The sequence below is a fragment of the Thermoanaerobacterium thermosulfurigenes genome (assembly GCF_051201035.1).
Classification (GTDB): Bacteria; Bacillota; Thermoanaerobacteria; order Thermoanaerobacterales; family Thermoanaerobacteraceae; genus Thermoanaerobacterium; species Thermoanaerobacterium thermosulfurigenes.
The window spans coordinates 1-22,468 of record NZ_JBPODR010000025.1; the positions used below are offsets into that span (position 1 = coordinate 1).

At 37.7% G+C, this 22,468-nt stretch carries 23 protein-coding genes and 1 riboswitch; all 23 genes read left to right on the forward strand.

The window, feature by feature from the left end; translation table 11 throughout:
- Positions 1-177: 177 nt before the first annotated feature.
- The 23 genes from HNR52_RS09455 (at position 178) to HNR52_RS09565 (ending at position 22,466) form a co-directional block, all read left to right on the forward strand.
- Entirely contained in the window at positions 178-954 is a 777-nt protein-coding gene (locus HNR52_RS09455) for a basic amino acid ABC transporter substrate-binding protein (protein ID WP_013787447.1), read from the forward strand.
- A gap of 27 nt (positions 955-981) precedes the next feature.
- Positions 982-1,644: an amino acid ABC transporter permease gene (locus HNR52_RS09460; protein ID WP_274893315.1), complete on the forward strand. Its 663-nt coding sequence runs from the start codon at positions 982-984 to the stop codon at positions 1,642-1,644.
- Positions 1,631-2,353, forward strand: coding sequence for an amino acid ABC transporter ATP-binding protein (locus HNR52_RS09465; RefSeq protein WP_013787449.1), 723 nt, complete (start codon positions 1,631-1,633; stop codon positions 2,351-2,353). Before HNR52_RS09460 ends, HNR52_RS09465 begins: the two co-directional genes overlap by 14 nt.
- Positions 2,354-2,501: 148 nt before the next feature.
- Complete coding sequence (gene hpf / locus HNR52_RS09470; protein WP_435620434.1) at positions 2,502-3,041, forward strand: ribosome hibernation-promoting factor, HPF/YfiA family; 540 nt, start codon at positions 2,502-2,504, stop codon at positions 3,039-3,041.
- A 125-nt stretch (positions 3,042-3,166) separates the two neighbouring features.
- Positions 3,167-3,808 (forward strand): hypothetical protein, encoded by a 642-nt coding sequence (locus tag HNR52_RS09475; protein WP_435620435.1) that lies wholly within the window; start codon positions 3,167-3,169, stop codon positions 3,806-3,808.
- Between the two features lie 210 nt (positions 3,809-4,018).
- On the forward strand, positions 4,019-5,293 hold the full coding sequence (locus HNR52_RS09480; RefSeq protein ID WP_435620436.1) for an HD-GYP domain-containing protein: 1,275 nt from the start codon (positions 4,019-4,021) through the stop codon (positions 5,291-5,293).
- A complete protein-coding gene (locus tag HNR52_RS09485) occupies positions 5,283-5,846 on the forward strand; it encodes a DUF5317 domain-containing protein (protein WP_013787453.1) in 564 nt (187 codons plus the stop codon). The genes HNR52_RS09480 and HNR52_RS09485 overlap by 11 nt, the downstream gene beginning before the upstream one ends.
- 33 nt (positions 5,847-5,879) lie before the next feature.
- Complete coding sequence (locus tag HNR52_RS09490; RefSeq protein WP_435620437.1) at positions 5,880-6,392, forward strand: transcription repressor NadR; 513 nt, start codon at positions 5,880-5,882, stop codon at positions 6,390-6,392.
- Between the two features lie 51 nt (positions 6,393-6,443).
- Positions 6,444-6,851, forward strand: a complete 408-nt coding sequence (locus tag HNR52_RS09495; protein WP_435620438.1) for a bacteriohemerythrin — start codon at positions 6,444-6,446, stop codon at positions 6,849-6,851.
- A 194-nt stretch (positions 6,852-7,045) separates the two neighbouring features.
- Positions 7,046-9,730: a preprotein translocase subunit SecA gene (secA, locus tag HNR52_RS09500; protein WP_435620439.1), complete on the forward strand. Its 2,685-nt coding sequence runs from the start codon at positions 7,046-7,048 to the stop codon at positions 9,728-9,730.
- 23 nt (positions 9,731-9,753) lie between these two features.
- Positions 9,754-10,852, forward strand: a protein-coding gene (gene prfB / locus HNR52_RS09505) for a peptide chain release factor 2 (protein ID WP_435620440.1) whose coding sequence is annotated in 2 segments (ribosomal slippage) — positions 9,754-9,822 and positions 9,824-10,852 — 1,098 coding nt in all. Because the reading frame shifts where the segments join, the coding sequence is not laid out codon by codon here.
- A gap of 56 nt (positions 10,853-10,908) precedes the next feature.
- Entirely contained in the window at positions 10,909-13,047 is a 2,139-nt protein-coding gene (locus HNR52_RS09510; protein ID WP_435620441.1) for a Tex family protein, read from the forward strand.
- 34 nt (positions 13,048-13,081) lie between these two features.
- Positions 13,082-13,819 carry a bis(5'-nucleosyl)-tetraphosphatase PrpE gene (gene prpE, locus HNR52_RS09515; RefSeq protein ID WP_435620442.1) on the forward strand — a complete coding sequence of 246 codons (738 nt, stop codon included), beginning with the start codon at positions 13,082-13,084 and terminating at the stop codon, positions 13,817-13,819.
- A gap of 11 nt (positions 13,820-13,830) precedes the next feature.
- A complete protein-coding gene (locus HNR52_RS09520; protein ID WP_013787460.1) occupies positions 13,831-14,508 on the forward strand; it encodes a TVP38/TMEM64 family protein in 678 nt (225 codons plus the stop codon).
- A gap of 91 nt (positions 14,509-14,599) precedes the next feature.
- The gene (locus HNR52_RS09525; protein ID WP_435620443.1) at positions 14,600-15,757 is read left to right on the forward strand and encodes an amidohydrolase; all 1,158 of its coding nucleotides are present in this window, start codon (positions 14,600-14,602) and stop codon (positions 15,755-15,757) included.
- Positions 15,758-15,784: 27 nt separating this feature from the next.
- On the forward strand, positions 15,785-16,726 hold the full coding sequence (argF, locus tag HNR52_RS09530) for an ornithine carbamoyltransferase (RefSeq protein ID WP_435620444.1): 942 nt from the start codon (positions 15,785-15,787) through the stop codon (positions 16,724-16,726).
- Positions 16,727-16,828: 102 nt separating this feature from the next.
- On the forward strand, positions 16,829-17,773 hold the full coding sequence (gene arcC / locus HNR52_RS09535) for a carbamate kinase (protein WP_435620445.1): 945 nt from the start codon (positions 16,829-16,831) through the stop codon (positions 17,771-17,773).
- Positions 17,774-17,837: 64 nt separating this feature from the next.
- Positions 17,838-17,964: riboswitch (FMN riboswitch) on the forward strand.
- Between the two features lie 60 nt (positions 17,965-18,024).
- Entirely contained in the window at positions 18,025-18,609 is a 585-nt protein-coding gene (locus HNR52_RS09540; protein ID WP_013787464.1) for an ECF transporter S component, read from the forward strand.
- A gap of 124 nt (positions 18,610-18,733) precedes the next feature.
- A complete protein-coding gene (gene tsaE, locus HNR52_RS09545) occupies positions 18,734-19,192 on the forward strand; it encodes a tRNA (adenosine(37)-N6)-threonylcarbamoyltransferase complex ATPase subunit type 1 TsaE (RefSeq protein ID WP_435620446.1) in 459 nt (152 codons plus the stop codon).
- A complete protein-coding gene (gene tsaB, locus HNR52_RS09550; protein WP_435620447.1) occupies positions 19,192-19,872 on the forward strand; it encodes a tRNA (adenosine(37)-N6)-threonylcarbamoyltransferase complex dimerization subunit type 1 TsaB in 681 nt (226 codons plus the stop codon). Before tsaE ends, tsaB begins: the two co-directional genes overlap by 1 nt.
- A 16-nt stretch (positions 19,873-19,888) precedes the next feature.
- Complete coding sequence (gene rimI / locus HNR52_RS09555) at positions 19,889-20,335, forward strand: ribosomal protein S18-alanine N-acetyltransferase (protein ID WP_013787467.1); 447 nt, start codon at positions 19,889-19,891, stop codon at positions 20,333-20,335.
- 11 nt (positions 20,336-20,346) lie between these two features.
- Positions 20,347-21,360 carry a tRNA (adenosine(37)-N6)-threonylcarbamoyltransferase complex transferase subunit TsaD gene (gene tsaD / locus HNR52_RS09560; RefSeq protein WP_435620448.1) on the forward strand — a complete coding sequence of 338 codons (1,014 nt, stop codon included), beginning with the start codon at positions 20,347-20,349 and terminating at the stop codon, positions 21,358-21,360.
- A gap of 155 nt (positions 21,361-21,515) precedes the next feature.
- A complete protein-coding gene (locus HNR52_RS09565; protein ID WP_435620449.1) occupies positions 21,516-22,466 on the forward strand; it encodes a D-2-hydroxyacid dehydrogenase in 951 nt (316 codons plus the stop codon).
- The last annotated feature ends 2 nt before the right edge of the window (positions 22,467-22,468 follow it).

Consider the following 22,468-nt stretch of genomic DNA (forward strand, 5'->3'; position numbering starts at 1 on the left):
TGGATTTACTATTACCATATATTCAACTAGATGTAAAATATAAAAATTCTTGTAAAGATAAATTTTTTGCTGGAATTTTGATGCGAAATCTCTGATGAGTTAAAAAATATATTGCAATATTATGCATGTGATAGTATAATTATTTAGTAAATTATCTGTTGTCGGGAGGAGAAAAAATTGAAAAAAAGGTTGATAATATCTCTAATTCTTGTCACTATTATGTCAATCGCGCTAAGCGGTTGTTCGAAACAGTCTACGCTAAGCAGAGTGAAAAAATCAGGAGTTATCGTCATGGGTACCAGTGCTGATTTTCCACCGTTTGAATTTCACAAAGTTGTCAATGGTAAAGATACTATAATGGGCTTTGATGTAGATTTAGCCAATGCAATTGCCAAAAAGTTAGGTGTAAAACTGGAGATAAAAGATATGGACTTTACAGGGCTTATTCCAGCTCTTCAAAGTGGCCAGATTGACATGGCTATCGCAGGTATGAATGCCACACCAGAGAGGAAGAAAAATGTTGACTTTTCTGATGAGTATTATAATTCTGAGCAGGTTTTAGTCGTGAAAAATTCCAGCAATATAAATAATTTAAATGACTTGAAAGGCAAGACGGTAGCTGTACAGCTTGGCACTACGTCTGATGATGCAGCTAAGAAGATAAAGGGAATAGACATAAAAGAGCTAAATAGATTAGGTGATGCATTTTTGTCATTGGAAAATGGCAGAGTAGACGCTATATTGATGGAAAGCACAATTGCGGATGCATACTTAAAAGAGTATAAAGACATGAAGATGCTTCACATTAAAGAGATAAATGAAGCAGTGCCAGGATACTCAGTCGCAGTCGCAAAAGGAAATCAAGATCTTGTAAACCAGATAAACAGTGTAATAAAAGACCTTAAAGACAGTGGTGAATACGAAAAAATGTTAAACAAATGGATGGGAAAATAAAGCCTCTTGAAAGGAGAAAAAAGGTTAATGAATCTTGATTTTTCAAGTATGCCACAATACACACAGCTTTTTATAAATGGACTCATAATGACAATAGAGCTTACTATTATATCTGTGGCAATAGGTGCAGTATTGGGTTTGATTGTTGCTTTGATGAAGATGTCCAGCGTGAAAGTATTGAGCTTTATTGGCTCAGCATACGTGGAGATAATAAGAGGCACACCGCTTTTGGTGCAGATACTCATCATATACAACGGTTTGCCTCAATTTGGTATAAAGTTTCCGGGATTTGTAGTAGGTATAATAGCCCTTTCTATGAACAGTGCCGGTTATGTGGCGGAGATAATACGCTCTGGCATTCAAGCGGTAGATCCGGGTCAGATGGAAGCTTCTCGCTCTTTAGGTATGTCTCACAGCATGGCTATGAGGTACGTCATAATTCCCCAGGCAATAAAGAATATCTTGCCGGCTTTAGGAAACGAATTTGTCGTAATGCTTAAAGAGTCGTCTATAGTATCTGTAATAGGCTTTGCAGATCTTACAAGGCAAGCAGAGATAGTGTCAAGTGTGACATATAGGGCATTTGAGCCGCTTATAATAATAGCAGCCATTTACTTTGTGATGACACTGGTATTCTCAAGGCTTTTAAGCAAGTTTGAAAGGAGGTTAAGGACTGGTGATACGCGTTGATAACCTCCATAAAAGATTTGGCAATTTAGAAGTCTTAAAAGGTGTAAGCTTAGAAGTAAAAAAAGGCGAAGTTTTGGTAATAATCGGTCCAAGTGGTTCTGGGAAAAGCACCATATTAAGGTGCATAAACCTTCTTGAAGAGCCGACAAAAGGAGACATATACATTGAAGGAGAAAAAATTAACGATAAAAAGGCTGATATAAATAAGATACGCCAAAAAGTCGGCATGGTTTTTCAGCACTTTAATTTATTTCCGAATATGACGGCTATTGACAATATAACCCTGGCTCCTATTAAAGTGAAGAAGATGGACAAAAAGACTGCAGAGGATATTGCAATGAGACTGTTAAAGAAAGTTGGTCTGGAGGACAAAAGAGATGCATATCCTGTGAAGCTGTCTGGAGGCCAGAAGCAAAGGCTTGCTATTGCCAGAGCGCTGGCTATGCAGCCGGATGTGATGCTTTTCGATGAGCCTACATCTGCACTGGACCCGGAGATGGTTAAGGAAGTCTTAAATGTCATGAAAGAGCTGGCCAATGAAGGCATGACGATGATAGTAGTGACTCATGAGATGGGATTCGCAAGAGAGGTTGCAGATAGAGTTATTTTTGTAGATGACGGAGTGATAGTCGAAGAAGCTTCACCAGAAGAATTATTTAGCAATCCTAAAAGCCCAAGGACAAAAGAATTTTTCAGCAAAATACTGTAAGTTTTACTGGGTGCAGATGCACCCGTTTTTATTTCATCTATCATTATATTTTTCAAAATTCGCAAAATATTAATGGGAATTCATGCAGGAATATTAGATTTCATGTAGAATTATAATAATATAGACATAAAGAAAGGAGTTGTATTGTATGAGGATTACAGTAAGCGGTAGAAATGGCATGGCTATAACAGATGGACTTAGAAATGCAGCTATAAAGAGTTTAAGCAAGATAGAGAAGTTTTTTGCGGATGACACAGAAGCACGTGTCGTCATGAGTGTTCAGAAAAATAACCAGATTGCAGAGGTTACGATACCTTTTAGAGGGATGATATTTAGAGCTGAAGAGGTTAGCGACGATATGTACGCTTCGATAGATAATGTTGTTGATAAGCTTGAAAAACAAATACTCAAGTACAAGACGAAACTGAAAAATAATTTTACACCAGAATCAATCAGATTTGATGTTCAACAGGATTACATAAAAAATGATGCACAGGACGAATCGGAGTTTGAAGTTGTAAAGACTAAGAGATTTGCTGTGAAGCCTATGTCTGTACAGGAAGCTATACTTCAAATGAACCTTTTAGGACATAATTTCTTTGTATTTACGAATTCCGAGACAGACGATTTTACAGTTGTGTATAAGAGAAAAGACGGCAAATATGGATTGATAGAGCCGACAATGTGAAGAAAAATTGAGGGTTATAAAAAACCCTCAATTTTTTTATGCGATAAAGAAGGAAAATAGAATTTTTTGTAGAATATTATTCCTGTATGTGTAAAAGTTGATTGAAAAAATGGAGTGTGAGCACGTTGGTTGAATTTACAAAAGAAGTTATCAATTCTATGGAAGAATTGATAAATAGGGTACAAAGCGTAATATCAAGTAGGGTTATAGCTGAAAACGGTCAGATTGCGGAGATTCATGTTTTAGCTGATACATCAAGAAATGCGAAGCAGATTGCAAGAGATGTTCAATCGGTCTTAATGGCTGAGTTTAAAGTAGATGTAAACTACAAGATAATTAGCGTTGCACAGGTGGAGACAAGTGGCAGATACTATAACGATGAGAGGATTGCTTTTACAAATTTAACGTTTGCCAACAATGGAGTGAACTTAGAAGCAACCGTTGTCCTTACAAAGGGTTCTGAAATGTATGAAGGTGTATATAAAGGTGTAAATACAGAGAGGAATAAAAACAGGATAATCGTAAATGCCACACTTGAGTGTGTATCCAAAATACTTCCAGATGATCACAATCTCATTTTAGAAGATGTTGATATATATTCTTTTGCCAAAAAGCGTATAGCCATAGTCGCAGTGACACACGCGACGCCTCAAGGCGAGGAGCTTCTTGTAGGCTCCAGCATTGTAAAAAAAGATGAAGGTGAAGCACTTGTTAAAGCAACATTAGACGCTTTAAACAGGCGTGTCATTTCGACAGTCGATAATTAAATAGCTTATTTTTTACCCAAACCTTTATTAAGCGTAGCGTTTCGCCTGAAGCTTGAGAAGCTTGAGAGCATCTTTGGTAAAGGAGGGTTTCAGGATGAAAAAAGCAACAATCATAAAAGTACTTCTTGCTTTATTGGCATTAGCACTTGCTGGTGGTGCAAACTTATCTTGGCAATGAGGTTTGGGTAGATGTTTTTATAGGAGGTTATCATGTTAAATAGAAAAGTAAAAACTTTTATGTCAATTGTAATAACATTAGGCTTATTAGTGATAGTGTATTCTATTTTAAATATAAACTACAATAAAATATTTGAAACGGTAGTTTTGGGTATACTAGCCGCTGCAACAGAGTCACTTCCTGTGTATATAAATAAGGATATTGCAGTTTCTGTTGGATATGCTATAGACTTAATGGCTGTAATTATACTTGGTTTTCCAAATGCTATTATAGTAGCAATATTGGGTATGATTTTACAGATAGCAGTTGATGAGAATAAGAATATAAGGACAATTTTAAACAGACCGTATTATAAGACTTTATTTAACATTTCTCAAATATCAATTAGTGTTTTTGTTGCCAGTTTAGTTTATAAATATTTAGGTGGAGTAAGTGGTGTTTTTATCTATCCGAAATACATTTTTCAAGCTATTGTTGCAGCCATTGTATATTATTTTCTGAATAATATATTGGTGACGATTTTAGTTTCAATGTTAGTGAATAAACCTTTTTTGAAGACTTGGACTAAAGATTTTAGCTGGATGATGACCAATTTCTTATTTTTAGCATTTATAGGTATATTGATGGCGTCTTCTTTTATTGCATATGGTTATATAGCGCTTTTAATCTTTTTTGTGCCACTCATCATGGTAAGGTATATGTTTAAATTAAATATGGAGTTAAAACAGTCTTATTATGACACTATAAATGCCCTTACGAAGGCATTAGAGGCCAAAGACAGATACACTTTAGGGCATTCTAAAAGTGTAGAAAAATTAGCCGTTTATCTTTGCAGGGAAGCTGGATTTAGCGAGGCACATACTGAAATGGTGCGTATAGCTGCGCTTTTACATGACGTAGGCAAAATAGGCATTGTTGAAAATATCTTAAACAAACCAGGAAAACTATCGAAAGAAGAATACGACCATATCAAACAGCACCCTGTAAGCGGTTATGAGATATTGAAAGATGTGCCTTTCTTAAAAAACGTAAGGTATTGGGTTAGGTATCACCATGAATGGTACAATGGAAATGGATATCCCGATGGGATAAGCGGAAGGCAGATACCGCTGGAGGCAGAGATACTGGCTATTGCAGACGTGTTTGATGCGCTTGTATCTGACAGACCTTACCGAAATGCCTATACGAGAGAAGAAGCGTACAAGATAATAGTTGATAGTGAAGGGACGCAGTTTAGCCCAAGAATAATAAAACTTTTCAAAAAAGCATACGAAAAGAATAAGGAGGATTTTAAACATGATTTTTGATTCTCTTGGCGCTTCATTTATATACGGCTTTTTATTAAGGAGAGGAAAGCTAAGCGGCATTGCCGACATAGATATAAAAATGCCTATTTTTTTTATACTTGGCTTTGGACTTGAGTTCGGAGTGCTTAATTTAACGGATAAATATCCAATCATAATGACATATAGAGCATACATACATTTTTTGGATTATTTGATGCTTTTTATAGGATTGTGGTACAATCGACATAACAAATACATGAAAATAATATCTATAGGCATTATTTTAAATTTCATAGTTATTTTCGCAAATGGTGGAAGGATGCCTGTGTCGATTAATTCTCTTAAAGCGGCTGGGATTGGCTATCTAGTGCCTGAGCTCACAAAAAACATCATTCCAACCCATCAAGCCATGACTTCATCTACAAAGCTTAAATTTTTGTGTGACATTCTTTATCTGCCTAAGCCGTATCCACTTCCAAAAACTTTCAGCGTAGGAGACTTATTTATAGCAACGGGAATTTTTCTAATGGTTTCAAATGCGATGATAAATGCCTCTAAGAGAGTTAAAATATAAATGTGCATTTATATCTTCAAGAGGTGTTGATAAATGAATTCGGCAGAAAGAAGAGGTAAGATTTTAGATATTTTAAAATCTGAAGAAGGACCTGTTAAAGGCAATAGACTGGCGGATATTTTAGGCGTTACAAGGCAGATAATTGTCCAGGACATAGCTATATTAAGAGCAGAAGGAATAAAGATATTGTCTACTCCGCAAGGCTATATTTTAGGTTCAAGCGATAAAGGCAAATACACAAAAGTAATTGCAAGCAAACATTATTTCGATAGAACTGAGGAAGAACTGAATACTATTGTAGATAATGGTGGAAAGGTCTTAGACGTGATCGTTGAACACCCCATCTATGGCGAAATAAGAGGATTGCTGATGATTTCATCTCGATATGATGTTGAGAGATTTATGGAAAGCGTGGAAAATGCTAAAGCAACTCTTTTGTCGTCATTGACAGAAGGCGTTCATTTACATACGGTAGAAGCGGATTCAAAAGAAGTATTAGATAGAATCGAAAAAAAACTTAAAGAAAAAGGATTTTTTGTCGAATAAATATATATTATAATTATTATGTAACAAGAATTTTCGTGAGGAGGAGTTGAAGTGATAAAGTGGCAACAATCATTGTCTGTAGGTATAGACATGATAGATGATGAACACAAAGAACTTTTCAATAAGGTTAATGATGTTTTTGATGCGTGTATGAAGCAGCAAGGTCAAGACAAGGTTTATGAGATACTGGGGTTTTTAAGAGAATATACAGTGAAACATTTTGGCGATGAGGAAAAACTTTTAGAAAAATACAAATACCCAGAGTTACCTCAGCATAAAAAGCTTCACGAGAAATTTATAAGCGACATACAAGAAATAGAAAATGACGTTAAAAAGAACGGAGTAAGCGTATCAATAGTAACCACTTTAAACCGGAAATTAGTCGATTGGCTTATAAACCATATAAGCAAAGTAGACAAAAAATACGGTGAATACATAAAAGCACATCCGCTAAATTGAGATATTAAAGATCCATGTTAGACAATTAGAATAACATGGATCTTTTTATATTTAATAAGAAATTTGACAACAAAGCCATCACTAACAAAATTTGTCATCAATCATTTTGGTATATACCTTCATTTTCTTGATATGGTCACGATATAATGTTATAATATATACTTGAATGATAATAACCTTGAGAAGGTGAGTAAATGTTAGGAGTTTTAGAAAAGATATTTGGCAGTTACAGCGAGAGGGAAGTAAAGAGAATTGAACCTATAGCAGATGAGGTTTTGTCATACGAGGAAGAGATGTCAAAGCTTTCAGATGATGAGCTAAGAGGCAAGACTCAAGAATTTAAGGACAGACTGAAAAATGGAGAAACACTTGACGATATATTGCCGGAAGCTTTTGCAGTCGTTAGAGAGGCTGCATGGCGTACGCTTAAGATGAAGCATTTTAGAGTGCAAATAATAGGCGGTATTGTACTACATCAAGGCAGAATAGCTGAGATGAAGACTGGTGAAGGAAAGACGCTTGTTGCAACATTACCTGCCTATTTGAATGCCTTGGAAGGTAAAGGAGTTCACATCGTCACAGTCAACGACTATCTTGCTAAAAGGGATCGTGACTGGATGGGTAAAATATACGAATTTCTGGGTTTGAGTGTTGGTGTTATCCTTCACGACATGGACTCAGAGGAGAGAAAGAAAGCTTATGCTGCTGATATAACTTACGGTACAAACAATGAGTTTGGTTTTGACTACTTAAGAGACAATATGGTCATATATAAAGAGGAAATGGTACAAAGACATCTAAATTATGCAATCGTGGACGAAGTCGACAGCATATTGATAGATGAAGCCAGAACACCCCTTATTATTTCTGGTGTTGGCGAAAAATCCACAGATTTATATAAAAGAGCCGATGCCTTTGTAAGAACTTTAAAAAATGAAGAAGATTATACTATAGATGAAAAAGCGAGAGCAGTAAGTTTGACTGAAAAAGGTGTTGAAAAAGCGGAGAAGTTTTTTAATTTGGATAATCTTGCAGATCTTGAAAATATAGAGATTTCCCACGGTATAAATCAGGCCTTAAAAGCACATGCCATAATGAAAAGGGATAAGGACTACGTCGTAAAAGACGGAGAAGTCATAATAGTAGATGAGTTTACTGGAAGGCTTATGTTTGGCAGAAGGTACAGCGAAGGTCTGCATCAGGCAATAGAAGCCAAAGAGGGCGTGAAAGTCGAAAGAGAAAGCAAAACTCTTGCCACGATAACTTTCCAAAATTACTTCAGGATGTACGATAAACTGGCAGGTATGACAGGTACTGCTCTTACAGAAGAGCAGGAGTTTAGAGCTATATATGGTCTTGATGTCGTGGTAATACCTACCAATAAAGAGATGATAAGGATAGATCATCCAGATGTCATATACAAGACGGAAGAAGCTAAATTTAAGGCTGTCGTTGAGGATATAGTTGAACATCATAAAAAGGGACAGCCTGTACTTGTTGGTACTATTACCATTGAAAAGTCTGAGAAATTAAGCAATATGCTTAAGAAATTGGGCATAAAGCATCAGGTATTAAATGCGAAATACCACGAAAAAGAAGCAGAGATAATAGCACAAGCAGGACGAAAAGGCGCTGTTACAATAGCTACAAACATGGCTGGACGTGGTACTGATATCATTTTAGGCGGTAATCCTGAATTTTTGGCGAAGAAAAAGATGATTGAAGAGGGCTATTCTCCAGATGTCATAAATGAAGCATCTGGGTATGGGCCATTGCACAGCGAAGAGCTTATAAAGGCCAGAGAGAGATATCAGGAGCTTTTAAATGAGATAAAGAAGGAAACTGAAAAAGAGCATGAAGAAGTTGTTAAGCTGGGTGGACTATATATAATCGGTACGGAAAGGCACGAGTCCAGAAGAATAGACAATCAATTAAGAGGACGTTCTGGACGTCAAGGCGATCCTGGAGAGTCTCGATTCTACATTTCTCTCGAAGATGAGCTTATGAGGCTTTTTGGCTCTGAGAGAATAAAAAATATGATGAACACATTGGGCATAGAAGATGATCAGCCTATCGAGCATAAAATATTGACAAAACAGATAGAACAAGCACAGAAGAAAGTGGAAGGCATAAACTTCGATGTAAGGAAAAGTGTCCTTGAGTACGATGATGTGATGAATAAGCAGAGGGAAATAATATACAAAGAGAGAAGAAAGGTATTAGAAGGAGAAGACTTAAGGCAGTACATCCTTGATATGGTAAAAGATATCATACGAAGGAATGTTGAAATCTACACTGCAGGCAGCAAATACCCTGAAGAGTGGGATATAGAGGGATTATTGAATCATCTTTACGATCTATTTTTGGAAAAAGACAGCGTAGTAATAGATGTGGATTTTGGTAGGCTCGATAAGGAAATGCTTACAGATATAATATATGAAGAAGCTGTAAGGCAGTATGAGAAAAAAGAGCAGCAGATAGGTCCACAGATGAGAGAGATAGAGAGGATAGTCCTCTTAAAAGTTGTGGATACGAGGTGGATGGATCACATCGATGAGATGGATCAGCTTCGTCAAGGCATAGGATTGAGAGCTTACGGACAAGTAGATCCTGTCATAGAGTACAAGAAAATAGGATATGAGATGTTTGAAGATCTTGTAAACTCTATTCAGGAGGATACTGTGAGATTCCTGTACCATATAGAGATAAGAAATGACAATATGCCACATAGAGAGCAGGTGGCTAAGCCTATTGCTACAAATCAAGGTGGGGATGAACCGAAAAAGCCTGTAGTCAAGAAGAAAAAAGTTGGAAGAAACGATCCATGCCCATGTGGCAGTGGCAAGAAGTACAAGAAATGCTGTGGAGCAAATCAATAAAGATTTTTGAAGGAGATGATTGAGTGTTAGCAGATTACAAGACAGAAGTTTTGAATATGATAGATACTATAAAAGAAATGGGGGCTTCTCTTTGACATCGAAGGATTGAAAAGGGAAGTAGCAGAGATTGACAAAAAGATGTCGGAGCCTGATTTTTGGAATGATTTAGAAAAGTCTCAAGAGTTTTCGAAAAAGCAGAAAGATTTAAAAGAAATTATTTCAGAATATGAAGCATTGGAAAAACAGTGGGAAGATCTAAATGCGCTTATTGAATTGGGATTGGAGGAAGGGGATGAATCCCTTTCACAAGAAGTCCACGAGGAGTACAAAGCTCTTTCCAAAAAGATAAACGACATGAAGATAAAGACACTGTTAAGTGGGCCTTACGATAAAAACAATGCAATCCTTTCTATACACGCAGGTGCAGGCGGTACAGAAGCGCAAGATTGGACCGAGATGCTTTTGCGGATGTATATGAGGTGGGCATCATCTAAAAATTACGATGTGGAGACGGTAGACTATTTGCCTGGTGATGATGCCGGTGTAAAAAGCGTGACAATTATGGTAAAAGGTCCTTTCGCGTATGGATATCTTAAAAGCGAAGCAGGTGTTCATAGGTTAGTCAGGATTTCCCCGTTTGACGCGGCTGGAAGAAGACACACTTCATTTGCGCTTGTTGAAGTTTTGCCGGAGATAGATGATGACATTAAGGTGGATATAAGGCCTGAGGATTTGAAGATAGATACCTACAGGTCATCTGGTGCAGGCGGTCAGCACGTCAATAAGACAGAATCGGCTATTAGGATAACTCATATACCTACGGGTATTATCGTGCAATGCCAGACAGAAAGGTCACAAATGCAAAACAGAGAGACTGCAATGAAGATGCTTAAGGCAAAACTGATGGATATGATGATAAAAGAGCAGAAGGAAAAGATAGAGGACTTAAAAGGAGAGCACAAGGAAGCAGGTTGGGGAAATCAGATAAGGTCGTACGTATTTCAGCCTTATACGCTGGTAAAAGACCATAGGACAAATTTTGAGGTTGGCAATGTAAATGCTGTTATGGATGGGGAGATAGACGACTTTATCAACGCATATTTAAAGCAGAAGGTGTCATAAAGGGATATCGGCGGGATATCCCTTATTTTAAATTTTAAAAATGAAGGGAAGGTTTTATGGATAAGATTGCATTAGCACTTAAGCAGGAATTTGGATTGAAAGATTTTCAGGTACTGAATACCATCAAACTCATTGACGATGGGAATACTATACCATTTATTGCAAGGTACAGGAAAGAAGCGACAGGAAGCCTGTCAGATGAAGTTTTGAGAAATTTTTATGACAGGCTTTTGTACCTAAGGAATTTAGAGGAGAAAAAAGCCTATACGATTCGCTTGATTGATGAACAGGGGAAGCTTACGGATGAAATAAAAGAGAGGATAGAAAACAGCAAGACACTGCAGGAAATAGATGATATTTACAGGCCTTATAGACCGAAAAGAAGGACAAGGGCAACTGTAGCGAAAGAAAAAGGGCTTGAAGATCTGTCTAAGTTAATATCTGAAGGCAATATCAAAGAAGGAAATCCAGATGATTATGCCTCGAAGTTTTTAAATGACAATGTGGCAACTTTGGAAGAAGCTTATCAAGGCGCTATGGACATAGTGGCAGAGGACATATCTGATGATGCAGATACGAGAAAGTACATAAGAGATACCATTTGGGAAGATGGCAGTATTGTTACAGAAAAGCTTAAAGATGAAAAATCTCCTTATGAGATGTACTACAGCTACAGAGAGTCAATTAGAAAGATACCTCCTCACAGGATTTTAGCTATTAACAGAGCTGAGAGAGAAGGGTATATTTCTGTCAAGATAGACGTAGACGATGAAAAGATAGTGAATAGATTAATTACAGAAAATGTAAATAATCAATCGATTTTTAAAGAGTATCATGTAAGTGCAATAGTTGATTCATACAAAAGGCTTATTAGGCCATCTATAGAGAGGGAAATAAGAAATAAACTTACTGAATTTGCGGAAGATAAAGCTATAAAAGTGTTTAAGATGAACTTAAAAAGCCTACTTTTAGAGCCGCCTGTTAAAGGATATGTTGTGATGGGTTTTGACCCAGCATACAGGACAGGGTGCAAGATTGCCGTTGTAGACGAAACAGGAAAACTTTTAGATACTGCCACTGTCTACCCTACGCCACCTCAAAATGATGTAGATGGAGCAAAAGTGGTTTTGAAAGACTTGATAGAGAAGTACAATGTTGGTCTTATTTCATTGGGAAATGGAACTGCATCAAGAGAGAGTGAACTTTTTATAGCAGATCTAATCAAAGAGATGGGCAGAGATTTGAAGTACGTCATAGTAAATGAAGCTGGTGCATCGGTGTACTCGGCGTCAGAGATAGGGACAGAGGAATTTCCTGACGTAAATGTAAGCTTAAGAGGTGCTATATCGATGGCGCGAAGGCTTCAGGATCCTTTAGCTGAGCTTGTAAAGATCGATCCTAAGTCTATTGGAGTAGGGCAGTACCAACACGATGTAAACCAGAAGATGCTGGGTGAAGCTTTAAATGGTGTTGTTGAAGATTGTGTAAATAGCGTAGGAGTTGACTTAAACACTGCATCTGTATCGCTTTTAAAGTACGTAGCAGGTATAAATGGGACCATAGCGAAAAACATAGTTGAGTATCGAAATACGGTTGGCAAGTTTAGAAACAGAAATGAGCTGAAAAAAGTTAAAAGGTTAGGTGAAGGGACTTTTACGCAATGTGCAGGCTTTTTAAGGATATTAAATGGTGACGACATATTCGACTCTACAGGTGTACATCCAGAGCGTTATGAGGTATTGGAAAAACTTCTTTTGAAGTTTGGATATGTTAAGGATAAGTTAGACGCGAAAAGCTTGAGGGATTTTGCTTACAAACTTGAGGAGTATGGACTTTTGAAGTTATCACAAGAATACGACATAGGACTTCCTACGCTTAATGATATTGTAAATGAATTGAAAAAGCCTGGCAGAGATCCTCGAGAAGACCTTCCGAAGCCAATTCTAAGGTCGGATGTAATGACCATCGAGGAGCTTAAAGTAGGGATGGAATTGATGGGAACTGTGAGAAACGTCGTTGACTTTGGGTGCTTTGTAGATATAGGTGTTCATACAGATGGGCTCGTTCACATATCCGAGATGTCTCAAAAGTACGTAAATCATCCTTTGGATGTGGTGTCTGTAGGTGATGTAGTGAAGGTAAGAGTAATTGATGTTGACGTAGAAAGAAATAGAATATCACTTTCAATGAAATAATATATGTATGATATGAATAAGTGGAGGTTTTATATTGACAGCTTATGATGTTATCGGCGATGTTCACGGCTGCTATAAAGAGCTTACAGAATTAATAGATTTACTGGGCTATACATTAAAAGATGGCGTATATTTTCATAAAGATGATAGAAAGCTTGTGTTTTTAGGCGATATTACAGATAGAGGACCTAATTCTGTAGATGTCATTGAGCTTGTGTACAGGAATGTTAAAGCTAAAAAAGCCCTTTACACCCCTGGTAATCACTGCAACAAGCTTTACCGCTATCTTTTAGGACACAATGTAAAAATCATACATGGATTGGAGACAACGATAGATGAGCTAAATGGCTTAAGCGAGAAGCAAAAGAGAATTGTCGCTTCACATTTTAAAGAGCTTTATGAAACGGCTCCAATGTACCTTGTTTTAGACGGTGGCAAGCTTGTTGTGGCACATGCGGGAATTAAGGAAAAATACATAGGCTTTTACGGAAAATACGTAAGGCAATTTGTCTTATATGGAGATATAACAGGTGAAAAAAATCCAGATGGCACGCCAGTAAGGCTTGACTGGGCAAAGGACTATAAAGGCAAACCGATTGTCGTGTACGGCCATACGCCTGTGAAAGAGCCGAGGTTTTTGAATAATACGGTTAACATAGATACAGGGTGTGTATTTGGAGGGAAGCTTTCTGCTTTAAGGTATCCTGAAATGAAGGTATACAGCGTAAAATCTTCGATGCCTTGCGATGAAAGCAGGTTTAGAGATCTTTAGGAGGAAAATAGATGAGGCAAAACAAAAATAAACTTTTTATAAATAGTTTATTAATAGGTGCTTTTGTATTTTTGTTTTTTTGGGTACTATTTCGGTATGGTGATTACCTTACATACCTTTTAAAAGACCCTGCAAAGTTCGAGAATTGGATTTTGGGCTTCGGTGCAAAAGGCGTGTTGGTGTTTATACTTATACAGGTGCTGCAGGTTGTAATATTTATAATACCCGGCGAAGTGGTGCAGGTAGCTGGTGGATACCTTTATGGTGCTGTTTTAGGTTCTCTTTACTCTTTGATTGGCATAACCATTGGCTCTGTTTTGTGCTTTGCCATAGCAAGGCTTTTGGGATATGAGTTTGTGAGGGGTATGATATCAGAGGATAAGCTAAAAAAATTTGACTACATCATAAACAACAAAAAAGGAGAATTGGGACTTTTCATTGTGTTTTTGATGCCTGGCCTTCCAAAAGATGCTTTGTCTTATGTGGCAGGATTAACACCAGTTAAATTTGTAAACTATTTTCTCATAACGGCTTTAGCTCGGCTTCCTGGAATAGTTATTTCCTCATATATTGGTTCGAACATTGAGCATAAAAACTACGTGGTTTCTGCTGTTGTTTCAGCGATAGCGGTTCTTTTGTTTGTCATCGGATTTTTAAATAAAGACAAGATAATCAAAAAGATAAATTAAACTTCCTACTCTGTTTACAAATTTTATCAGTGTAGTATAATATCTTTTAGGTTCTTTTCATTTGAAAAAATTTTAGACGGGGGGTTTTACGGTGTATCTTTTAAAAGGCGGCAAAGTATTGACTATGGCAGGGAAAAATTATGAAAAGGCTGATGTACTTATAGGCGATGGAAAGATATTAGATGTAGGTGAGGAAATAATAGCACCGCTTAATGCGGAAATCATAGATGTATCTGGTTTAACAGTTATGCCAGGCATGATAGATGCTCATTGTCACTTAGGCATGTGGGAAAATGCCGTAGGATTTGAAGGGGCAGATGGAAATGAGGAGACAGATCCTATTACACCACAGTTGAGGGCTATTGACGGCATAAACCCTATGGATAAGTATTTTCAAGAAGCGTACGAGGCAGGCGTGACTACGGCTGTTACAGGCCCTGGCAGTGCTAATGTCATAGGTGGACAATTTGTAGCCATCAAGACTTATGGTAGACGCATCGACGACATGATAATAAAAGAACCTGTTGCAGTTAAAGTGGCTTTTGGAGAGAATCCGAAATCTGTTTACAATGAACAGCACAAGATGCCTATGACCAGAATGGGCATTGCTGCACTGCTTAGACAGGAACTTATAAAGGCTCAAGAGTACATGGAGGACATGGAAAAAGATCCTTCTGATGATGAGAAAAAGCCGGCAAGAGATCTGGGCCTTGAGGCATTAGTTAAAGTATTAAAAAGAGAGATACCTTTGAAGGCGCATGCACATAGGGCAGATGACATCTTTACTGCTTTAAGGATAGCGAAGGAATTTAACGTTGATATAACACTTGATCACTGCACTGAAGGTCATCTTATTGCTGATTACCTTGTTGAGGAAAATGCAAAAGTCATCGTTGGTCCTTCACTTTCTGAAAGATCAAAAGTGGAGCTTTCGAATCTTACCTTTAAGACGCCAGGGATTTTATCAAAAGCAGGGTTGGATGTAGCCATCATGACAGACCATCCTGTCATTCCGCTTAATTACCTTCCGATTTGTGCAGGGCTTGCAGTAAGAGAAGGTATGGATGAGATGGAGGCATTAAAAGCTATTACTATAAATCCAGCTAAGATTGTCGGCATAGATGACAGGGTTGGCAGCATTGAAAAAGGGAAAGACGCAGATATAGCTGTATTTGATGGAAGTCCAATTGAGATAAAGACCAAAACAAAATATGTGTTCGTAAACGGACAATTAGTATTTCAATCATAAATACAATTTGTGATAGGAGGAAAGTAAATGGGATTTAATTTAAAAGGCAGGAGTTTACTATCTTTAAAAGACTATACACCACAGGAGATAAGGTATCTTCTGGACATTTCAAAGCAGGTTAAAGCAGAAAGAAAGGCAGGAATAGTCCATCAAAGGTTTTTAGGAAAGACAATCGCGTTGATATTTGAAAAGCGCTCAACAAGGACGAGATGTGCATTTGAGACAGCTTTTGGTGAGGAAGGAGGACACCCTGTCTTCTTGTCGACAGATGATATTCAGCTTGGGGCGAAAGAATCTATAGAAGACACTGCAAGGGTTCTCGGCAGGATGTTTGATGCCATTGAATTTAGAGGATACAGCCAAAGTACTGTGGAAGCACTTGTAAAGTATTCTGGCGTCCCTGTATACAATGGACTTACAGACGAATACCATCCTACACAGGTTTTAGCTGATTTAATGACGATAGAAGAGGAGTTTGGACATTTAAAAGGCACAAAATTGGTGTTTGTCGGCGATGGAAGGAACAACATGGCAAACACGTTGGCTATTGGCTGTGCCAAAATGGGTATGGACTACGTGATTAATTCACCAAAAGAGCTTTGGCCTCAAGAGGACTACATAAATGAGATTAAAGAAATGGCTGCTGAAAATGGCGGGACATTTACTCTGACGGATGTACCTGGTGAAGGCTTAGAAGGTGCACATGCAATTTACACAGATGTATGGGCATCTATGGGAGAAGAATCAAAACAAAAAGAGAGAGAAATGCTTTTAAGGCCATTCCAAGTGAACGATGAGCTTATGAAAAAGACAAAGAGGTCTGACACGATATTTTTGCACTGTTTGCCTGCTGTAAAAGGTCAGGAAGTCACATACGAAGTAATTGAAGGAAAGCAGTCGAGGGTGTGGGACGAGGCCGAAAACAGAAAGCATACAATTAAGGCTGTCATGATAGCGACGATTCTTTAAAAAAGTCAAGGCAAATTGCCTTGGCTTTTTCACATACTGTTCAAATCGCTAATAAAATGATATAATGTAGAATGTCATTATTTGCGTAAGTAGGAGGATACGATGAAAGGGAAAGTAGTAATTGCGCTTGGGGGAAATGCACTGCAAGACAAGGACATGGTGCCAACAGCCGAATCACAATTGAATACAGTTAGAAAGACGGCGTCGTATATTGCAGACATCATAAAAGAAGGCTATTCTGTCATTGTGACACATGGAAATGGGCCACAAGTAGGAAACATCGTAATACAGAATGAGACAGCGTCTAACATAATACCAGCCATGCCTTTTGATGTATGTGGTGCGGAAAGTCAGGGAATGATAGGCTATATGATTCAGCAATGTTTAGGTGAGGTTTTCAAAGAGAAAAACATACAAAAGGATGTTGCAACAATCGTTACACAAGTTGTTGTAGATAAAGATGATGCTGCATTTTCACATCCTACAAAGCCAATAGGGCCGTTTTACTCTAAGGAAGATGCGGAGCTATTGGAAAAGGAAAAAGGATATCAGATGGTAGAGGACAGTGGAAGAGGATATAGGAGAGTCGTAGCATCACCAGAGCCTAAAGAGATAGTTGAATTAAACACAATAAAGCTTTTGGAGAGAAACGGTGTCGTTGTAATAACGGCAGGTGGTGGAGGAATACCTGTAGTAAGGGAAAATGGCAGCTTAAAAGGTGTGGCGGCAGTGATAGATAAAGATTTGGCATCTGAAAAATTGGCAGAAGATTTAGATGCAGATATTTTATTGATTTTAACCGCTGTAGAAAAAGCGTACATCAACTACAAAAAGCCTGATGAAAAGCCTCTCGATGTAATTTCAAGCTATGATATAGAGAGGTATTTAAATGAAGGCCATTTTGCAGAAGGTTCAATGATGCCGAAAGTCAAGGCTGCAATAAGGTTTGCCAGGTCAAGAAAGGGAAGGCGAGCCATAATTACGTCTTTAGAAAAAGCACATGATGCTTTATCAGGGAATACAGGCACTGTTGTGGTTGACGATTAAAAAATACTTGACAAATTGATATATTTGTGACATTATAGTATTTAGAATTGAATAAACCAGTGGAGAATATCTTCAGGGCAGGGTGAAATTCCCGACCGGCGGTAAGCGTAAGCGAGCCCGCGACCCGCAGATGCGGTGGACTTGGTGAGATTCCAAGGCCGACAGTACAGTCTGGATGGAAGAAGATTTATTTTTGTTGCTTTTATCCTGAAGATGTTTCTTCGGGATTTTTAAATTTGGAGGTGTCATTTATGGAACACAGCAAGACAAAAGTGATTGTGACTGTAGGGTTGCTTTCCGCAATAGCATTTGTACTGATGTACTTAGAATTTCAATTGCCACTATTTCCAGGCTTTTTAAAATTTGATTTTAGCGATATACCACCTCTTTTAGCAGCATTTGCGTTAGGGCCTGTATACGGCATATTTGTGGAGATAGTAAAGAATGTGATACATCTTCCAGTTAGTCAATCTGCAGGTATAGGAGAAGTGGCAAATTTCGTTGTAGGCTCTATTTACGTATTTACGGTTGGTATAATCTATATGAGAAACAAATCTAAAAAGTCGGCATTATTTGCCATGATTTTAGGAACTATTGTCATGGCTGTTGCGGGATCAGTATTAAACTACTATGTATTTTTGCCACTATACCAAAAGATAATGGGTTGGCCATTAAGTGCCATTGTTGGAATGGGAAAGGCGGTAAATAGCCATATAGTTGATTTGAAGACATTGATAGCGTACGGTATTTTCCCATTCAACATCTTGAAAGGCTTTGTAATATCACTAATTACATTCCTCATTTACAAGAAATTATCTCCAATGTTGAAGATGTAGTTATTTAAAATAACGGACAGTGTTCCGTTATTTTTTTGTGTGCTTTTTTATTCAGCCATTAAGCGTTTGTTTTATGGTATACTTGGTATATAATATTTGTATAAATTTCACGGTGGTGTTGCGTATGAAAGTATCTTTTAGGACAAAAAGCTCTGATGAAACAGAAAAGATAGGGTTTAAGTTAGGTGGTTTACTAACAAGAGGAAGTATCGTACTTATATCTGGAGATTTAGGTGTAGGCAAGACAGTTTTGACAAAAGGCATTGCTAAAGGTATGGGTATATACGACTATGTCACAAGCCCTACATTTATGATTGTAAATGAGCATATGGGTGAAATTCCCCTTTACCATTTTGACGTGTACAAGATTGACGACTACATGGAATTATACGATATAGGATATGAGGAGTATTTTTACAGCGACGGTGTTTGTGTCATCGAGTGGCCTGAAAAGATAATGCCTCTTATCCCGGAGGAAAATATATTTATACATATTTCCATGGGTGATTCTTTTGATGAGAGGATAATAGAGATAGAATCACATGGTGCAAAATACGATGAAGTGATTAAGGAGATGAAGTGATGAAAGTACTTGCAATAGATTCATCGTCAAAGACAGCTACTGTTGCTTTAGTTGATGAAAGTGGCTTAATAGGTGAATTTTCCATAAATCATTTGAGACATTCTGTCATATTGATGCCGATGATTGATGAACTTTTAAAAATGGCAGAGACAAAAAAAGAGGAGATAACTCATATAGCTGTATGTGAAGGACCGGGATCTTTTACAGGATTAAGGATAGGTGCTGCTACTGCTAAGGGGTTGGCTCAATCTCTTGATGTGCCAATTGTTGGTGTATCATCCTTAGATGCCCTTGCCTATAACGTAGGAGAATTTAAAGGAATTATCTGCCCTATAATTGACGCGTTAAGAGGAAACGTCTATACAGCTTTTTATAAAGGTGGTAGTGAGATAAGTAGGCTAAAAGATGTGTCGCTGGAAGAATTAGGTGTAGTTATAGACATAGTAAAGGGATACAGTGAGGAAGTTTTATTCGTCGGAGATGGTATTTTGCCATATAAAGACACATTAAAGAGTGCATTGCCTGATGCTATATTTGCATCGCCGATTAACAACATATCAAGGGCGTCATCGGTTGGTATGATGGCACTTAAAAAAATATCAAATGGAGAGATATGCACATATCTTGATTTTAAACCGTATTATGTTAGAAAGCCTGCACCGTTGGAAAATTCTAAATGATCTTTTGGAGGGTTTTATGGATATAAAGATTCGCCCTATGGTAAAAAGCGATATAGATAAAGTCATGGAAATTGAGTATTTAAGCTTTTCTGTGCCATGGTCTTTTGAATCATTTGTGATGGAAGTTACGAAAAATAGTTGTGCACATTATATTGTTGCTGAGGTAGACGGCCAGATAGCTGGATATGGTGGTTTTTGGGTGGTTGTTGATGAAGGACACATAACCAACATTGCAGTTCATCCGGACTTTCGAGGGCAAGGTGTAGGTTCTGCCATCGTTGAAGGTTTGATTGAACTTGCTAAAAATAAAGGCATAACGTCTATGACGCTGGAAGTGAGAGAATCTAACCTTGTAGCACAATCGCTTTATAAAAAATACGGGTTTAAACCTGTTGGCAAAAGAAGAGGGTACTATCAGGACAACAATGAAGATGCAGTGATAATGTGGAAATACGATATGTAAGGAGAGATTGTATGAGGGAAAACACGATTGTATTAGGAATTGAAACATCCTGCGACGAGACATCGGCAAGTGTTGTAAAAGACGGTAAAATTGTGATGTCTAATGTCATATATTCCCAGATAAATATACACAAGGAATTTGGTGGTGTTGTCCCTGAGATAGCATCCAGAAACCACATTGAAGCTATAGGAAATGTGGTGAAAGAGGCTCTTTTTAAAGCTGATGTGACGCTTGATGACATTGATGTTGTCGCTGCTACATACGGTCCGGGACTTGTAGGTGCGTTGCTGGTAGGACTTTCGTACGGAAAGGCGTTGGCGTACGGGAAAGCCGTACCATTTGTTGGCGTAAACCATATTGAAGGGCATATATCTGCAAATTACCTTGACAGCGATTTTGAACCGCCATTTATTTGTCTTATAGCATCAGGTGGACATAGCCACATCGTCTTTGTAAAAGACTATGGACAGTATGAGGTTCTCGGTAGAACGATGGATGATGCTGCAGGAGAAGCATTTGACAAGGTGGCAAGAGCATTAGGTCTTGGCTATCCTGGCGGTCCTAAAATAGATGAGATCTCAAAAAGCGGTGATCCATATCGGTATAACTTTCCAAAGTCTTTTATGGAAAAGGACAATTTTGATTTTAGCTTTAGCGGATTGAAGACAGCAGTCATAAATCAACTGCACAAAGAAAGGCAAAATGGCATTGAGATAAATGTGGCAGACTATGCTGCCAGCTTTCAGATGAATGTAGTCGATGTTTTGTCATCAAAGCTTATTGAGGCTGCTAAGTTTAAAAATATAAAAAAAATATCCATAGCAGGTGGTGTGGCCTCTAACAGCCTTCTTCGAGAAAGATTAAAAAAACTGGCTGATGAAGAAGGGTTTGTGATTCATTTTCCAAAACAAGTGTACTGCACAGATAATGGTGCTATGATAGCAAGTGCGGGGTATTTTGACTTTATTCGCGGAAAAGTTTCAGGATTAGACTTAAACGCTGTCCCGTACTTAAAACTTTTTTGATTGTTGGCGAAAAATCTGTGTATATTGTGGAAAATTGTCTTTAAATCTGCTTTAATGCTGTAATATGTCTGTGGATAACTTTGTGGATACTGTGATTAACTTTAATAGTTTGGATATTATGTAATCAAATGGAAAAAAGAAAGGGGCTTTCTATTATGAATAACATGCTTTTTCTTTCAAAGGTAGGCAAAAAGTATATTGAGGAGATACAAAACATTGCGCCAAATTTTAATGTAATAAGCAAAGGCGATGTAGAGGACATTTCCAAATATATTGAAGATGTGGAAGTGCTGGTTTGCTTTGATGGAGATGCTCAAAAAGAATTGATAGACAGTGCTAAAAGCCTCAGGTGGATTCACCTATTGAGTGCTGGTGCTGATGCGATGCCGTTTGAATTACTAAAACAGAGGAACATCATCTTGACCAATTCAAAAGGTGTTCACAAGTATCAGATATCCGAGCAAGTTGTAGGATACATGCTTTTATTTGAAAGAGGATTAAATTACTTCATAAGAAAGCAAATCAATAAAGAATGGGACAAATCTGTAAGGGTTTCTGAATTGTACGGGAAGACTGTTTGCATACTTGGCGTCGGAAGCATTGGAGAAGAAATAACAAGGATTGCACGGGAATTTGGAATGAAAACCGTAGGAGTAAGAAAATCAGGCAAGATAAGTCCATTTATAGATGAGATGTACACAGATGAAAATATGATATCTGCAGTTTCAAATGCTGATTACGTAATATGTGCGCTGCCTTTGACTGATGATACATACCATCTTTTAGATGCTGAGTTTTTTAAAAGCATGAAAAGCGATAGCGTATTTATAAACATCGGTAGAGGAAGCGTTGTCGATGAGGTATCCCTCATTGATGCGTTAAGGCAAAAAACCATAAGGGGCGCTGCGTTGGATGTATTTGAAAATGAACCACTTACAAAAGATAGTCCTCTGTGGGACATGGAAAATGTGATAATCACACCACATACGGCTGGCATATCGCCTCGGTACATGGAAAGGGCAGTGCAGATATTGAAGCACAACCTTAAAGCATATATGGGCAATGGCGATTACATAAACGTCATCGATTTGAAGAAGCAATATTAAAG

Excerpts from the sequence above, each read along its gene's own strand:
- HNR52_RS09480 (WP_435620436.1), top strand. The coding sequence starts at position 4,019 with ATGTTAAATAGAAAAGTAAAAACTTTTATGTCAATTGTAATAACATTA.
- HNR52_RS09565 (WP_435620449.1), top strand. The coding sequence starts at position 21,516 with ATGAATAACATGCTTTTTCTTTCAAAGGTAGGCAAAAAGTATATTGAG.
- HNR52_RS09520 (WP_013787460.1), top strand. The coding sequence starts at position 13,831 with ATGAGGCAAAACAAAAATAAACTTTTTATAAATAGTTTATTAATAGGT.
- rimI (WP_013787467.1), top strand. The coding sequence starts at position 19,889 with ATGGATATAAAGATTCGCCCTATGGTAAAAAGCGATATAGATAAAGTC.
- HNR52_RS09490 (WP_435620437.1), top strand. The coding sequence starts at position 5,880 with ATGAATTCGGCAGAAAGAAGAGGTAAGATTTTAGATATTTTAAAATCT.
- hpf (WP_435620434.1), top strand. The coding sequence starts at position 2,502 with ATGAGGATTACAGTAAGCGGTAGAAATGGCATGGCTATAACAGATGGA.
- HNR52_RS09485 (WP_013787453.1), top strand. The coding sequence starts at position 5,283 with ATGATTTTTGATTCTCTTGGCGCTTCATTTATATACGGCTTTTTATTA.
- argF (WP_435620444.1), top strand. The coding sequence starts at position 15,785 with ATGGGATTTAATTTAAAAGGCAGGAGTTTACTATCTTTAAAAGACTAT.
- arcC (WP_435620445.1), top strand. The coding sequence starts at position 16,829 with ATGAAAGGGAAAGTAGTAATTGCGCTTGGGGGAAATGCACTGCAAGAC.
- tsaD (WP_435620448.1), top strand. The coding sequence starts at position 20,347 with ATGAGGGAAAACACGATTGTATTAGGAATTGAAACATCCTGCGACGAG.
- HNR52_RS09540 (WP_013787464.1), top strand. The coding sequence starts at position 18,025 with ATGGAACACAGCAAGACAAAAGTGATTGTGACTGTAGGGTTGCTTTCC.
- tsaB (WP_435620447.1), top strand. The coding sequence starts at position 19,192 with ATGAAAGTACTTGCAATAGATTCATCGTCAAAGACAGCTACTGTTGCT.
- HNR52_RS09510 (WP_435620441.1), top strand. The coding sequence starts at position 10,909 with ATGGATAAGATTGCATTAGCACTTAAGCAGGAATTTGGATTGAAAGAT.
- tsaE (WP_435620446.1), top strand. The coding sequence starts at position 18,734 with ATGAAAGTATCTTTTAGGACAAAAAGCTCTGATGAAACAGAAAAGATA.
- HNR52_RS09460 (WP_274893315.1), top strand. The coding sequence starts at position 982 with ATGAATCTTGATTTTTCAAGTATGCCACAATACACACAGCTTTTTATA.
- secA (WP_435620439.1), top strand. The coding sequence starts at position 7,046 with ATGTTAGGAGTTTTAGAAAAGATATTTGGCAGTTACAGCGAGAGGGAA.